This is a genomic window from Spongiimicrobium sp. 3-5 (genome assembly GCF_046557915.1).
Classification (GTDB): Bacteria; Bacteroidota; Bacteroidia; order Flavobacteriales; family Flavobacteriaceae; genus JBHEBG01.
On the sequence record NZ_JBHEBG010000001.1, the window covers coordinates 266433 to 281875 of the forward strand.

The 15443-nt window shown below is 39.6% G+C and carries 16 protein-coding genes; 5 read left to right on the top strand and 11 right to left on the bottom strand.

Features of this window, described 5'->3' with window-relative positions; translation table 11 throughout:
* Positions 1-357, top strand: a complete 357-nt coding sequence (locus ACEQ81_RS01260; protein WP_411029028.1) for a hypothetical protein — start codon at positions 1-3, stop codon at positions 355-357.
* Here the strand turns inward: ACEQ81_RS01260 and ACEQ81_RS01265 are convergent.
* The gene (locus ACEQ81_RS01265) at positions 344-736 is read right to left on the bottom strand and encodes an HIT family protein (RefSeq protein ID WP_411029029.1); all 393 of its coding nucleotides are present in this window, start codon (positions 734-736) and stop codon (positions 344-346) included. The two genes, ACEQ81_RS01260 and ACEQ81_RS01265, sit on opposite strands and share 14 nt — an antisense overlap.
* 74 nt (positions 737-810) lie before the next feature.
* Entirely contained in the window at positions 811-1287 is a 477-nt protein-coding gene (gene greA, locus ACEQ81_RS01270; RefSeq protein ID WP_411029030.1) for a transcription elongation factor GreA, read from the bottom strand.
* A 135-nt stretch (positions 1288-1422) separates the two neighbouring features.
* On the opposite strand from greA, the gene ACEQ81_RS01275 reads away from it, so the two are divergent.
* Together ACEQ81_RS01275 and ACEQ81_RS01280 are read left to right on the top strand one after the other, a co-directional pair.
* The gene (locus tag ACEQ81_RS01275) at positions 1423-1860 is read left to right on the top strand and encodes a hypothetical protein (protein WP_411029031.1); all 438 of its coding nucleotides are present in this window, start codon (positions 1423-1425) and stop codon (positions 1858-1860) included.
* Between the two features lie 36 nt (positions 1861-1896).
* Positions 1897-2883 carry an aldo/keto reductase gene (locus tag ACEQ81_RS01280; protein ID WP_411029032.1) on the top strand — a complete coding sequence of 329 codons (987 nt, stop codon included), beginning with the start codon at positions 1897-1899 and terminating at the stop codon, positions 2881-2883.
* 4 nt (positions 2884-2887) lie between these two features.
* On the opposite strand, the gene ACEQ81_RS01285 is transcribed toward ACEQ81_RS01280, so the two are convergent.
* A complete protein-coding gene (locus ACEQ81_RS01285) occupies positions 2888-5059 on the bottom strand; it encodes a TonB-dependent receptor (RefSeq protein ID WP_411029033.1) in 2172 nt (723 codons plus the stop codon).
* Positions 5060-5362: 303 nt separating this feature from the next.
* Between ACEQ81_RS01285 and ACEQ81_RS01290 the strand changes: the two genes are divergently transcribed.
* Positions 5363-7834: a hybrid sensor histidine kinase/response regulator gene (locus ACEQ81_RS01290; RefSeq protein ID WP_411029034.1), complete on the top strand. Its 2472-nt coding sequence runs from the start codon at positions 5363-5365 to the stop codon at positions 7832-7834.
* Here ACEQ81_RS01290 and ACEQ81_RS01295 read toward each other — a convergent pair.
* The 8 genes from ACEQ81_RS01295 to ACEQ81_RS01330 form a co-directional block, all read right to left on the bottom strand.
* Positions 7809-9143, bottom strand: a complete 1335-nt coding sequence (locus ACEQ81_RS01295; RefSeq protein ID WP_411029035.1) for a sigma-54-dependent transcriptional regulator — start codon at positions 9141-9143, stop codon at positions 7809-7811. The genes ACEQ81_RS01290 and ACEQ81_RS01295 overlap by 26 nt on opposite strands.
* A gap of 148 nt (positions 9144-9291) precedes the next feature.
* Positions 9292-9594, bottom strand: coding sequence for a hypothetical protein (locus ACEQ81_RS01300; protein ID WP_411029036.1), 303 nt, complete (start codon positions 9592-9594; stop codon positions 9292-9294).
* Positions 9595-9873: 279 nt separating this feature from the next.
* Positions 9874-10173 carry a hypothetical protein gene (locus tag ACEQ81_RS01305; RefSeq protein ID WP_411029037.1) on the bottom strand — a complete coding sequence of 100 codons (300 nt, stop codon included), beginning with the start codon at positions 10171-10173 and terminating at the stop codon, positions 9874-9876.
* A gap of 200 nt (positions 10174-10373) precedes the next feature.
* Positions 10374-11915 carry a DUF4301 family protein gene (locus tag ACEQ81_RS01310; protein WP_411029038.1) on the bottom strand — a complete coding sequence of 514 codons (1542 nt, stop codon included), beginning with the start codon at positions 11913-11915 and terminating at the stop codon, positions 10374-10376.
* Complete coding sequence (locus ACEQ81_RS01315; RefSeq protein ID WP_411029039.1) at positions 11912-12475, bottom strand: AAA family ATPase; 564 nt, start codon at positions 12473-12475, stop codon at positions 11912-11914. The genes ACEQ81_RS01310 and ACEQ81_RS01315 overlap by 4 nt, the downstream gene beginning before the upstream one ends.
* Positions 12430-13068, bottom strand: coding sequence for a nicotinamide riboside transporter PnuC (gene pnuC / locus ACEQ81_RS01320; protein WP_411029040.1), 639 nt, complete (start codon positions 13066-13068; stop codon positions 12430-12432). The genes ACEQ81_RS01315 and pnuC overlap by 46 nt, the downstream gene beginning before the upstream one ends.
* On the bottom strand, positions 13052-13312 hold the full coding sequence (locus tag ACEQ81_RS01325) for a thiamine-binding protein (RefSeq protein ID WP_411029041.1): 261 nt from the start codon (positions 13310-13312) through the stop codon (positions 13052-13054). Before ACEQ81_RS01325 ends, pnuC begins: the two co-directional genes overlap by 17 nt.
* 81 nt (positions 13313-13393) lie before the next feature.
* Positions 13394-14035, bottom strand: coding sequence for a 4'-phosphopantetheinyl transferase family protein (locus ACEQ81_RS01330; RefSeq protein ID WP_411029042.1), 642 nt, complete (start codon positions 14033-14035; stop codon positions 13394-13396).
* An 83-nt stretch (positions 14036-14118) separates the two neighbouring features.
* Between ACEQ81_RS01330 and ahcY the strand changes: the two genes are divergently transcribed.
* Positions 14119-15435 carry an adenosylhomocysteinase gene (ahcY, locus tag ACEQ81_RS01335; protein WP_411029043.1) on the top strand — a complete coding sequence of 439 codons (1317 nt, stop codon included), beginning with the start codon at positions 14119-14121 and terminating at the stop codon, positions 15433-15435.
* The last annotated feature ends 8 nt before the right edge of the window (positions 15436-15443 follow it).

Below are 15443 nucleotides of genomic sequence, written 5' to 3' on the forward strand. Positions count from 1 at the left end.
ATGTCCAAGGAAAAATTAGAGGTAATAAAAGAAGCTGACCTTACCAACAACTGCCCCGAATGCTTTAACCAAGAATTGAAGCTCACTTTCTATCAAAAGCATAAATATAGTCGGCTATTCCATAGAACTACCGGGGAAGTATCCAACGCCATTACTTGCAAAAAATGTAGCTCTACCATCTATCCGGTAAATTGGACCCAGGACATTGAGCGTGTTTTTGATTATTATCAGAAGATGGCCCATCCCGAAAAAAAATCACTAAAATTTAAACCGCTTTTCTATGCGCTGGTACTGTTGCTAATAGCTCTAGTAGCAAGTAGTGCATATCTTTATTTGGAGGGGGTTATTCAATTTTAGTCCTTATTTTTTCCGCAATCTCCTTAAACTCGTCCGCACTAAGGGATACCTTATGCTGAAAGCTTGCATCCTTCATATCGTTCAAAGGAATTAGATGAACGTGCACATGGGGAACTTCCAAACCAATAACCGTTATACCAACCCGTTTGCAATCTACCGTTGCTTCAATGGCTTTGCCTACTTTTCTTGCAAAGGCCATTAAGCCCAAATAAGCGCTTTGGTCCAAATCCAAAATTTTATCCACTTCTTTTTTTGAAACACATAGGGTATGTCCTTTGGCATTTGGGTTAATATCCAAAAACGCAAAATTTTCCTCGTCCTCGGCTATTTTATAACAGGGGATTTCCCCATTTATAATTTTGGTGAATATGCTTGCCATAGTGGTTTGGTTTAGGCTGATACAAAAAATCCTGTCAAAGTTTGACAGGACTAAATATAAAGATTTAAGTGTTTCTAAGACCTAGTAATCTTCAAAATATCGAATTTCAGTACCCCATTCGGTACTTTTATCTCTGCCACATCGCCAACTTCTTTCCCCAAAAGTCCTTTACCTATAGGTGAAGTCACAGATATTTTCCCGGATTTAAGATCGGCCTCGCTTTCGGCCACCAAAGTATATGACATTTCCATACCATTTGTTTGGTTCCTAAGCTTTACGGTAGATAAAACAAGCACCTTTGAAGTATCTAATTGAGATTCGTCTATTAGTCTTGCATTGGCCAATGTTTCCTCTAATTTGGAAATTTTCAACTCTAATAGACCTTGGGCCTCCTTGGCCGCATCGTATTCCGCGTTTTCGGACAAATCTCCCTTATCCCTGGCCTCTGCAATAGCTTGTGACGCTTTTGGGCGTTCTACATCCTTAAGCTGGTTTAGCTCTTCCCGTAAATTTTTTAACCCCTCCGCCGTATAGTAAGATACGTTACTCATATCGTCATCGTTTAATAAATAGGAAAATCCCCTACTTGGACCATGCGTAGCATAGGTTTTTTAGCGAGGATTTAACGCAAATATACATATTTTTTGTTCACTTTTGTCTAACATCTTCTTAAATACAAAGGGTTTATGCGGCATTTATTGGGTTTCATTTTTATTGTTTTGATCTTTTCCTGCAACGGTGATCGATCAGAAAGAAACCCCTTTCTACAAGAAATCGGTTTTCGTTTTGACCTTAATTTAAATCTTCCAGAATATAGCCCGCTTACCAATACCGGCAACGCAATTTACGTGGACAATGTAGGGGTAGGCACCCGAGGCGCCTTTGTAATAAATATAGGTTTCAACCAATTTAGGGTCTTTGAGGCAAGTTGCCCAAACCATGCCCCAAATTCTTGTTCTACAACGGAACTAAGTGGGCAAACGGCCATCTGTTCCTGTGAAGATTATGAGTACAGCTTATTTACGGGCCAACTCCTAAACAAACCCGAAGGGGAAGGCCGTTTTTATGATATGTTGGAATACCGTGCCACTATTAGTGGAAACGTGGTTACCATTTCCAACTAAGATTGATCAAACCAAATTCTTTTAAATACATTAAGCATGAATTATAGACGGCTTGGAAAAACTGGTTTTAACGTTTCGGAAGTATCTTTGGGCACCTGGCAGGTAGGTGGCACTTGGGGTTCAGGATTTGATGATAATACTGCCGAAAAAATACTCAACGAGGCCATAGATAGCGGTATCAACTTTATAGATACAGCCGATGTATATGAAGCCGGTGCCAGTGAGGCAGCCGTTGGCAGGGTTATTAGAAGTAGAAAAGAGAACGTTTATCTTGCCACTAAGTGCGGGAGACAAATTAATCCCCACATCAATGAGAATTACACCCCAAAGGTACTTCGTACATTTGTTGAGGACAGTCTTAGAAATACCGGCTTAGAACGGTTAGACCTTATTCAACTGCATTGCCCACCTACTGAAGTATATTACCGCCCGGAAATATTTGAACTCTTTGATCGTCTAAAGGACGAAGGAAAGATTGCAAATTTGGGTATTAGTGTGGAGAAGGTGGAAGAAGCTCTAAAAGGGATAGCGTTCCCAAATGTTACGACCGTGCAGATCATTTTTAATATGTTTCGGCAGCGACCTTGTGAACTATTTTTCCAAGAAGCACAAAACAGGGATGTAGGAATAATTGTTAGGGTTCCCCTGGCTAGCGGATTGCTTAGCGGAAAATTTACCAAGGATACCATTTTTGATAAACAAGACCATCGTTTTTTTAATAGGGATGGCGCAGGGTTCGATAAAGGCGAAACCTTTTCCGGAGTGCCTTATGATGTAGGCTTGCAAGCTGTGGAACAGCTAAGGACTATCTTTCCCAACAGCCAAAACCTAGCACCCATTGCCTTGCGCTGGATACTAGATTTTGATGAAGTTGGATGTATAATTCCGGGTGCATCCAAATTAGATCATTTGAAATCCAATGTGCTGGCCTCTGATCATATTTCTTTGACCGAAGAGCAACAAAAAGCCGTAGATCGTATTTACGGAACACTTATAAAACCAGAAGTGCATCATTTGTGGTAACCTGTTAAAACCTTAAGGTGGCCCCCATAAGGAAATTGGTACCCGCCTGCGGATAAAAACCCGCTCCTTCAACAGTGGTGATGTCTCCGGTACCGGAAGCCTCATCAAATGTGAAGAAGAAGCCATTGGATTCATAGAGCGAATTAAACACATTGTTGATTAAACCAGATAGCGTAATGCTTCTAATAAAGGAATCGGTGGTGATTACATATTGTACGTTGAAATCGGTCTGGGAATATGCATCCAAAACCGAACTTTCGGCATCTATATTGCCCATATATTGTTTTCCAACATATTTGGTCAATACCGAAAGTTGAAGATTTTCTTTTGGCATATAGGTAAACATATTGCCAACAATTACGTTAGGGGAAAACGAAATATTTGTATCTCCCAGATTCTCCAAGACCCCATCGCGCTGAAACAAGAAATCTTTATTCTTGTTGGTGCTTAGCGCTATGTTAGGTTGTATTTTAAAATGATCTCCCAAATTTAGGTTAGCATCTACTTCTAGCCCCAGACGATAACTATCTCCCACATTGGCTCGTAACGGAGCACCAACATCGTTGAGCTCTCCGGTGAGTACCAACTGATCTTTGTACCCCATATAATATAGGTTTGTATTTACTTGTACATTGGGCGTTACATAGCGCCAACCAAGCTCAAAATCGTTTAACTTTTCGGGCTTTGGGTTTCCATTTTCATAGTCGTTTCGGTTGGGTTCCCTGTTGGCTATGGCAAAAGAAAAGTAGAAATTATTGTTGGTATTCATATCATAAGTAATACCAGCCTTAGGATTAAAGAAGTTAAAGGTATCATCTACCAAGCCTGTATCTTCCCCATTTGCCCTATATCCTACTGTTCTGTATTGTAGATCACCATATATACTCCAATGCTTGTCTAATTTGTAATTGGCCTTGGTAAAAAGGTTAAGATCGGTCTTTGTGGAATTATCCTCGTAATACCTGTCCCTTATATTGGAATCCCCGGCAAATCTGGCCCAGACTATTTCTCCAAAATGGTCTCCTTCATATTTGTTCCATCCTCCACCAAAAATTAAATCTACCATGCTATCCGTATAGTTGCCAGAAAACGTAGTACCGTAGAAATCATTGTCTAACCAGCGCCTCCTTATGACGTCGGTAGTATTTACCAGCTCGCCATTTACGTTTAATGGTTCAAAACCATAGGTGCCAAAGTCATCATCTTCCCTAAATTGCTCAAAAAACCCTCGTCCATGGGTATAGTGTAATGCAATATTGGTGCTCCAGGTATCGGATACCTGTTCGTTCCAATGCAACTGAAAATGGTCTTGCTTGTAATTATCTACCTGATTATCATGAAATTGCGTGTTTCCGTTCTCGTCGGTATATATCCCTGCCGGGTTAAAGGTTCTATCGGCCGCAAGCACCTCGGCATCTACTCCAAACCAAGATTGATATGTAACCTCATGTCCCCCAAATAATAAGGCCTTTATCAATGTATTGTCGTCCACATAGGAACCCTGTAAGAAATAGGAGTCTAGTTCCGAAGAAGCCCTGTCTATATAACCATCCGAGGTTATTCTGGACAATCGTCCGGAAATCTCAATATGGTCGTTCAACAACCCAGAACTAAACCTAATGTTATTCCTAAGGGTATTAAAACTCCCTACTGAAGAAGAAATCTCCCCAAATGGTTCTTGTTCTACTTTGGTGGTCAAAAGATTTAAACTGGCCCCAAAAGCAGCTGTTCCGTTTGTAGAGGTCCCAACCCCACGTTGCAGCTGCAAGCTTTCGGTAGAAGATGCAAAATCGGGCATATTAACCCAAAAAGTGCCATGTGATTCGGCATCGTTATAAGGAATACCATTGATGGTTACATTTACCCTGGTGGCGTCGCTTCCCCTTACTCGGATTCCTGTATAACCTACACCTGCACCAGCATCGGAGGTAGAAACCACGGATGGCAAAAAATTAAGGAGCACAGGAATATCCTGTCCTAGGTTACGAGATTGAATCTGTTCCTTTTTTACATCGGTAAAGGTAACTGGTGATGTCTTGGTGACACGCACAGCGGATACCAGTACCTCATCCAGTACAATCTTTTTACCCACTAAAGAATCATTGGGTTGTTCTTGGGCGTTTACCGCGCCCGCAGTTAGGCCAAAAAGAGCCATTTTTTTGAATATAGTTTTCATTCGTAAAGATTATCTACGAATAAAAGGGGCTATTATTCTTGTTAAACTTGATTTTTTGTTTCCTCGGAAACGTTGGAAATTCCTAATGGTGACTTGCGTCATCCCTTGGCAGCATTACCCGCCCAGGTTCATTGGGTATAATCTCAGCCCGCTTTTAAGCAAGCACCCCTTTGAGATGGCGCAAAGTTACCGCGCCACTTTCTTATTTCATAACAAAATGTAATAAATAATTAACCTTATCAAATAAACCCTAGGGCCATCGACTACGTAGATATAGTAAGCCCCCTTATTGCAATACCTATAATGAACAAGACCAAAAACAAATTTACACTTAGGATAATGTTCAGCTACCTTGTATTGGGTTGTCTGGCATTGGTGGTGGGGTTCTTTATTTTTTCTGAAATACGTGTTTTTTTATCCACAAAGGTTTCCGAGGAAAACGATGCCAAATTATTGAGGACAGGATCGTTGCTCACAGAGCTTTATGAGGCCGAAAGCCTATCCAAATTAGCGTTACAGACCAAGACCAAGAGAAATTTTAGGGCTTATTCCCGAAAAATTGATTCGGTTTTGGAGCAAATAGAAATTCTTAAACAACTTACGGGAAGTGAACAACAGATACGGTTATTGGATAGCGTGGGCATATTGCTCAAGGAAAAAGTAAGCAATGGCAACCAACTTTTAGACCTTAAAATAAAGACTGCACCCGGTAGTTCCATAGACGATGCCTTGGAAGAATTAAACAAAATGGAAGCTTCTTTTGGAAAACTTACCATTGAAAACTTTAATAAGGATCCTGACAAATTAGAGCCTTATAAGCGTAAAATTCTAGAGGATTGGGTAGCCTATTTAAACCAGAACATCCCGGACAATACCTCGGACATGTCGGAGGTAAATAAAATAGATTCGGTACTTTCCGCTTCCAAGTCCATATTGGATAAGGCGAAAGCCAGCGACACTAAAACACAAAAATCCTTGGCTAGGAAGGAGACCGCCCTTAACCAAAACGACATGGAACTCTCCCAACAACTACGGGGTATTATCACCGCTTTTGAAGGAGAGATCATGATCAATACATACAATGACAACCTCAAAAGACAAACCGCTTTTAGAAGAAGTATCCGTTTGGCCGGGTTTGCCGCTTTGTTGGGGTTCGTAATCGTTGCATTCTTTACTTTTCTGATAACTAGGGACTATTGGAGGGTACAGACATACCGCCAAAAGCTGGAAAAGGAGAAAAAATATTCGGAATCGCTCTTAAAAAGTAGGGAACAATTGATCTCTACCGTAGGCCACGATCTACGTACCCCCTTAAATTCTATTACCGGCTATGCAGAGCTCATGGAAAATACATCGCTTACAAACACACAGATTGGTTATTTGGACAAAGTTAGATCGGCATCGCTCTACGTGGATAGGCTTATGAACGACCTGTTGGATTTTTCCAAACTGGAAGCTGGGAAGATCAAAACTGAAAAAACGGCATTTAAACTTTCCGAACTCCTACAGGATACGGCCGAAAATCTTGAAGCTATTCACCGACAAAAAAAGCTGGATCTTATCATTAATATTGATCCTCAACTAGATCATGCCATATTGGGCGACCCTTTAAGAGTACGCCAAATATTGACCAATCTCCTTGCTAACGCGTATAAGTTTACCCATGAAGGGTTTATCAAAATAAAAGCGCAACAAAAAGTAGATGCACACGGTAAGGACATTGTTGTAATACGCGTAATTGACAGCGGTATTGGGATTAAAAAAGAAAAACAAGAGCATATTTTTAACGAGTTTACGCAGGCAGGCGATAATACGGAACGCCAATATGGCGGGTATGGCCTAGGCCTCACCATCTCCAAAAAACTTGCCAATCTATTGGGTGGGTCAATTAGTGTTGAGAGCGAAGAACAAAAGGGAAGTGTATTCTCTTTAACTTTGCCCTTGAAGTTTTCTGACAAGCCTCTGAAAACTCCTAAAAGAACAAGTACTTACTCCTTAAAGGACCTTTCTATCTTAATCCTAGATGACGATCCCGGCATGCTACAACTTTTGAAGGAAGTTTGTCAAAGTTTACAATTATCCGCGCATATCTTCAATGATTTTAATATCATTACCCATTCCATGAAGTTGTCGTATGATGTTGTTCTAACTGATATTCAAATGCCCTCCACCGATGGTTTTAAAGTACTGGAGGCGTTAAAATCTGGCAAATACCATCATTATACTGATCAACCCGTAATTGCTATGACAGGCAGAAAGGATTTGGAGCAAGAGGTGTATTTATCTTCCGGATTTTCTGGAGTGCTTCAAAAACCTTTTACCCGGGCCGCATTTGTGCAGAAGCTAGGCCATCTTTTTCCAAAGGTTGTTTTACATACATCCGTAGTGCAACCAAGCGTTGACGAACAAAGTAATAGTAGTTTGTTTAACCTTAGATCTATATCCTCTTTTCTGGGTACGGATAGGGAGGCTTTGCATGATGTTCTGCATACTCTTATAGCGGATACAACGAAGAATATGGATGCACTTAACGAGTCTATTGTTGTAGGTAATTACAAAGAAGTTAAGGCCATTGCACATCGTATGTTACCTATGTTACGACAGTTGGAAGCCAACGAAATTGTTCCTATGTTGGAAACTTTAGAGCAACTAGATGCCATCAGTGCGGATCCCAAAAAGTTAAAGACAGATTTTACTGCACTAAAACATAGGGTTACCGCTTTAATTCTGGCGATGAATGCCTACCTCTCTAGAAGTCCAAGTTATAGTGATTAATTCTGTTGTAGAGCGTTTTTCTTGTTACCTGCAATAGCTTGGCAGCTTTAGATTTATTAAAATTGGTCTTTTTAAGAGCCTTTAGAATTTGGTCTTTCTCATAAGCGGCTTTTGAAAAATCCTCTCCCATAGTTTTTTGTGCACTGCCCGAGGTAATTTCTTTTGGAAGTGCATCTAACGCTATAAAATCGTTGCTTGTAAGCAAGACTGCCCTTTTAATGACATTCTTTAGTTCTCTAAGATTTCCTGGCCAATTGTACTGATTAAAGTATTCCAAGACCTGGTCCGAAAAGCCCAAAACATTTTTGTTTAAACTTTCATTGGCCTTTTTAAGAAAAAGATCTGCGAACAATGTAAGGTCATCCGACCTTTCTTTTAAGGACGGTATCTCTATGAAGAATTCATTTAACCTGTGATACAGGTCTTCTCGGAAGCTTCCCCTATCAACAGCATCCAATAGATCTTCGTTGGTGGCAGCAATGATACGTACATCAACGTGGATCTCTTTTGTACTGCCCACTCTTTTAATCTTTCGTTCCTGAATAGCCCTTAGAAGTTGTACCTGGTTTTCATAGGTAAGGTTTCCTATTTCGTCCAAAAATAGGGTACCTCCATTGGCAGCTTCAAAATGACCTATTTTATCTTCAATTGCCCCGGTAAAACTTCCTTTTATATGACCAAAAAATTCGCTGGCCGCTATTTCTTTTGGAACCGCCCCACAATCAACAGCAACAAAATTATGGCCATTTCTTTTACTGGTATCATGAATTGCCTTGGCGGTAACTTCTTTTCCGGTACCGCTTTCGCCAGAAATTAATACGGACATATTGGTTGGGGCAACCAAACTTATATACTCACTAAGTTTTTTGGAGGCATCGCTTAAACCCATAACTTTTTGGGTAGATGCTCCTAAGTTATGAAACGCGGTATCCGCGGCCCGGGTATTTTCTTTGGGGTTTAAGGAACTGGTTATCACCATTAATATCTCCTCTGGGGTAAATGGTTTGGAAATGTAGTCATAAGCCCCCTTTTTCATTGCGTCCACCGCGGTACCAACCTCGGCATAACCGGTCATTACAATTACATTGGTAGTTGGGGAAGTATCCTTAATTTCTGTGAGCAACTGAATGCCATCGTAGTTAGGAAGTCTTAGATCGGTAAGTACCAGATCAAAGGTAGTTTCATTAAATATTTTCTTGGCACTGTCAGCATTAAAGCTGGCCTGTACTTCATAACCCTGCTTGGTCAAAAACTTTTGTAGCATTTGACAAAAAGCAGCATCATCCTCAATAATCAAGATTTTGGGCATAAAACTTTCTTACTTTAGGTATCTACGTAAAAATAACCCAAGAAAGCTTTAATCTCTTTAAAAAAAATCATAAAAGAAAGGGGTTGTACAAAGACAACCCCTTTCTAACCAAACCAACTTGATACAAAACAAATAACTCAAGTTAATACTACTTTTCAATCCAATTACCTTCTGCATCTGCATATAAGGTTCCAGATGTGCCATCTTCTAAGGACACCTCTAATTTGTATTGTTGAGCTTCATTAACATACGCCTTGTTAATGGTCGCTGTTGGGTAATTCTTTGTTACGGCCGTGGCCACCGCCTCTGGTAATTCACTTGTCGCTATTTCAGCGAAATCGTCCTGAGCAACTACAACCTCTGTTGCATCTGCCTGACTCTCATCAGCTTCTTGTGCGAAAGCCGTTAAACCTACTAGTGAAAATGCTGCTGCAAAAATTAATTTTTTCATCTTTTCTATTTTATAATTATTGTTTTAAACTTGTTTTATCTACTGAAAATATGATACCAAAACCGACAACAACTTCATTTTAAGTATAACCGTATGATAATCAAATAATTAAATTTTAGACCCTATATTATGGGTTGTGTAATTGTGGGTAAGCCTATAAAAAACTGTGTAAAATATAAACGCTTATGGCCCTTATCACAAAAAAAGCCTCGATACCAATATCGAGGCTTTTCAAACCAAACTAACCAAAAACTAATTAACGCTATAGTTAATATCTGTTTACATTTCTAACCAATTCCCTTCTGCATCGGCAAACAGTTCTGCAATAGAACCATCTTCCTTTGTAATCTCCAATTTATATTGTGATTCGCCATTTACATAAGCTTTGGCAATTGTAGCACCTGGATGATCTTTTGCTAAAGCCTCCGTTATGGGTGCTGGCAATTGTTCTATTCCAATTTCCGAAAAGTCCTGAAAGACTTCAAGGTTTTGAGTTTCATAATTTAAATTTGGGGTGCTCGCCAAAACTGTTGCGATACTTCCTAGTGTCAATGCCATTACAACCAGTGATTTTTTCATCTTGTGCTCTTTTAAGTTAAACTTTTACTTATTATAACTTATTAAAGTAAAAACAGTGCCAACTAAAGAGAAGTGGAAAAATCAATATAATACATTGATAATCAATGTTTTAAAATGTAATTGATATATCTCGGCACGGGTAAATCTGTGTAAGTACATAGGATAACGTGTAAGAATTACACACTTTTAAGACAAGCCGCTTACTTTTTTTGGTGTGCTGGCTTTAACAAATCGTTTACTGTCTTCACCGGATTAAAGGTAGCTATAGGTACTTCCACAAAAATGGTATTCCAGTGTGCCATACCCCCATTCCATAGACCAGGTAATTCTAACGCTTTAAGGTCTCTGCCTTCCTTGGTCTTCTGTGTAATAAACCCTTGCTTAACATCTACAAAATTTAGTAAATTGTATTTCTCGCCTTTATGATTTTTTATACCACAAACGATGTCCACAGGATTAAAGTGCGTAGAATTCTTAAAAATATTAAGTTGTTCTGTATCTGACATATCTACTTGGGCAGACTCCACTATTTGCAAGGATAGGTGATTACTGCGATCGCGTATCCAAAATGGACCGCCTCCCGGTTCACCTTCATTCTTTACCATTCCACAAATACGGATGGGCCGGTTTAATTTGTCTTTTAGTATCCTTATCTGCTCTTCTATACTGAAACTAGAAAAACTTTCGGACAACCTAGCGTTAAGTTCATCTTCCAAAAACCGTTTCATATTATTGAGTTGCTCTGCGGACATGCTTTCATTATCTAGCATCTTGGCATAACGAAACGCTGTTGCCTGAACTTTTAAAAGTAGGCCGGCAAGCACTTTTTTACTATTGGCTACTTTGTTTGCAAATCTGGGTACCACCACGTTGTCTATATTCTTTATGAAAATTATATCGGCAAACTGTTCATTAAGATTTTCTATTAAGGCACCATGACCCCCGGGTCTAAACAACAAAGAGCCATCAGAATTTCTAAAAGGTTCGTTCTCTAAGGTAACGGCTATGGTATCCGTAGCGGGTTTTTGATAGGAGTACGTTACATGAAAGTTGGTCTTGGTTTCCTTGGAAACACGTTCTTTTATCGATTCGAACTCTAACTTGAACAAAGCGCTGTGTTGTTCCGATATTGTAAAATGAAGATGGGCATCATCTGCAGCATTGGCATATTTAGCCCCTTCCTTTAGGTGTTCTTCAAAGGGGGTAGATGCATAGGACCCATAACTATGAAAGGGTAATAATCCTTTGGGGTAAAATCCATAATTAAGGCCTTCGGACAGTAACATTTCCTCAACGAAGAAATAGGCCTCTTCCTCCTTGGTATGGGCTTTACCCTCAATTCTCGATTTTATGCTCTCATAAAAGGGAAAGTTGCTCCATCCATCAAAAAAAACCTTCATATCCTTATTGCTAGGAGATTTCAAATAGGAAGCCAAGGTATCTTTCTTAGGATCAAATGTTTCCAAAAAATTGAACAAGGACTTGAACATTCTTGAGGCGGCCCCTGAGGCCGGAACAAACTTCAACAAGGAAGATCCCTTTTTTCGACCCTCAAACTTGTGAATCAACTGTGCTTCTTCTTCTTTGGAAAACTTGGAAATTCCGTGCGATACTATTGCCGCTGCTTCTAATCTAACAAAGGGAATTCCTTCCTTAAAAGTTTCTATCTGGTCTAGAATTTTAGTCTCTTCTATCCCTTTTTTCAAAATTTGTTTTAAATCGTTCTCGGAAAAGTTGCTCATTTTTCAAGTAGTTTATCAATGTGCTGGATGGCGGTTTGTAATCGAATGGACTTGTTTCCTTTCAAAATAACAAAATTCCGCTTATATTTTTCCAAAGTCTCCTTGAAATACGCAAACATACGCTCGCGTTCCTTGGGTTTGTCCCTTAAATCGTCTTGTACCCAAGGAACATCTATATAAGTTAAAAAGTAAATGTCATAGGTGTTTTCCAAGGCAAATTTTTCCAAAATAGGGTCGCAATGACCAACGTAATAAGCTTCGGAGTATACCTTTGTCTCCAAAAGATCGGTATCGCATACCAATATATCCGTTGCTTTTTTTGTAAGACTGTTTTCCAATTGCATTTGTCCAACAGCTATGGGAAGCAAATCTTCGGGCTCACAGGTTTTGCGTTCATTGTTCCATTTGTTCTGTAGATACTCTCTTGCATATTCTGGCACCCATACGGTGTTATAATGCCTCGCCAACTGTTCTGACAAGGTAGTCTTACCGGTAGACTCTGGGCCAAACAATACTACCTTAATAAGGTCTGCGGGCTCTTGTTTAAGCTTTTCTTCCATGCTTTATATCCGTAGATAGCTATGATTGTGAACAAAAAAAATTGCAGTGAGGTAAATATAAGGCCTTTGTAGAGATATAGTGGCACGGATATTACGTCTCCAATGATCCAATAGATCCAATTTTCGAGTTTCTTTTTGGCCATAAGCCACATGCCAACAAAAAAAATGGCAGTTGTAAAAGTATCTACGTAGGCAGTCCAACTGTCGAATTTATCAAAAACCAGATAAACGCCCCAAACAAAGACAACGGTACAGACAAATAATATTGCGGATCCGTTTTTCTCTTTAGATGTGGTGGTGGTAATCGGAATAAAATGGGTATCATCAACCTTTCGTGTCCAGACATACCATCCGAAAACGCTCATTACAAAATAATAGGCATTTATCAACATATCTCCCAAAAGACCAAATACCAGAAGAATGTATACAAAAATTGCAGTATTAATAATACCTGTTGGAAATACCAAAATGTTTTCTCGCTTGGAGTACCAAACGCTTAAAAATCCAAAAACCACCCCAATCATTTCCAATATCACCAAATGGGTTGGGGTTTCCTGGTATTGGGCAAAGATCCAATCAAAAATGTGGCTCATAATCGCTTCTGTCGGATTTTACGATTTTCATATAGAGAAGTCCCTTGTCCATTAACTCAAATGCCGTTTTTATCTCCTTGTTCAGTATTTTCATTACTTGGTCGTATTCCCCATAAACCTGCGTACTCAGGGGGTTTTCCAAAACGGTAAGCCCAGACTCCCTAAGTTTTAGAATGAACGCTATAATTTGATCTTCAAAAGAGTCTTGCAAGGGGGTTAAGGTAAGTTCTACGGAAATGTTCATCAGAGATATCTGTTAGTGATATTAAATTTAAACACAAAAATATACCTTCTAAATTGCTAAAGCCGCTAAAAAGCAAGAAATCTATTTACCATTTCTTTCAATGGCATATGTACACGTAAAGTCTTCTATTTCAAAAAATGAAATATCGTATAACGATGTTCGCCCATTGTATAGAATTTCACCTACGGTTTTACCGTCGGACAGAGAAAAGTTGCGAATATCAATATGATGTAAGAAACTTAGGCCGTGGGTGGCATAAATCTTATAGAGCGATTCCTTGGCACCCCATACTATGGTCAATTTTCTTATGATGGCATCGGTATTAGCCAAAGTACGGTATTCTTCTATAGGCGTAAATCTGTGTGCTATCCTTAAAATCTTATCTCGTCGCATCTCTATATCTATACCTACCTCATCACTATCGCTAACAATAATACCGGTAAAATAAAAGGAGTGCGTAATGGAAATGTTTTTGCCATCCTTTAAATGGGGTTTCCCTGCATCGTCATAGAACATGTCGCAATCTTCATAACCGGCTTTGGCCAGTAAATGGCGTACGCTAAGGAAACCCCTACGATGTAATTCGGATTTCATCCCCTCCATACGCGATTGACAGTGAGGTGTTAAGACAATTCCCTTGGAAAGTTCGGTTTCTGATTCGGTTATTTTCCAAAGATACACCGACACCGAAGGATTTACTTTTATTGTTTTGTAAATAGGCATGACATAATTTAAGGATTTATTACCTTTGTAGCGATCTTTTGATAGCACAATTGCTGTTTAACTAATGTAAAGATAAAAAAGATATGAGCATTAAAACTGTTTCCTATGTACCCTACAAGGTGAAGGATATTTCCCTTGCTGACTGGGGAAGAAAAGAAATTGAGTTGGCACAAGCGGAAATGCCTGGACTGATGTCACTCCGCGAAGAGTATAAAGAAGAGCAACCCTTAAAGGGAACTCGTATTGCCGGATGCCTTCATATGACCATCCAAACTGCTGTTTTAATTGAGACGTTGGTAGCGTTGGGTGCGGATGTTACTTGGAGTTCCTGTAACATTTTTTCTACTCAGGACCACGCCGCCGCCGCTATCGCAGCAGCTGGTATCCCAGTTTACGCTTGGAAGGGAATGACGGAAGAAGAGTTTGATTGGTGTATAGAGCAAACCTTGTTTTTTGGAGAAGAACGCGCGCCTTTGAATATGATTCTTGATGACGGAGGGGATTTAACCAATATGGTCTTGGACAGGTATCCAGAATTGGCAGCTGATATAAAAGGACTCTCCGAAGAAACCACTACAGGTGTACACCGCCTTTATGAAAGGGTAAAAAATGGCACACTTCCTATGCCTGCTATTAACGTAAACGATTCTGTTACCAAGTCCAAGTTTGATAACAAATATGGTTGCCGAGAAAGTGCTGTAGATGCCATTAGAAGGGCTACGGACACTATGTTAGCCGGAAAACAGGTTGTTGTAGCCGGGTATGGTGATGTAGGAAAAGGTACTGCTGCTTCTTTTAGAGGTGCAGGTTCCATAGTAACAGTTACTGAAATAGACCCTATTTGTGCACTACAAGCCACTATGGACGGTTTTGAAGTGAAAAAATTGGATACTGTTATTGGTAAAGCCGATGTTGTTATTACCACAACAGGGAACAAAGATATTATCCAGTCTCAGCATTTCCGCGCTTTAAAGGACAAAGCTATTGTTTGTAACATAGGTCACTTCGATAATGAAATTGATATGGCTTGGTTAAATGACAACTATGGGAATACCAAAGATGAAATTAAACCACAAGTGGATAAGTACACGATAGATGGTAAAGATTTGATCATTTTGGCGGAAGGGCGCTTGGTAAACCTTGGTTGTGCTACCGGCCATCCAAGTTTTGTTATGAGTAACTCCTTTACCAATCAGACCTTGGCCCAGATAGAATTATGGAAAAATAGCGATAATTATGAAAATGATGTCTATATGTTACCCAAGCATTTGGATGAAAAAGTAGCCAAATTACACCTTGCACGCCTAGGTGCGGAATTGGAAACTTTAAGACCAGATCAGGCCGAATATATCGGTGTTTCTGTAGAAGGTCCGTATAAGCCAGAGTACTATAGGTATTAATAGCAACC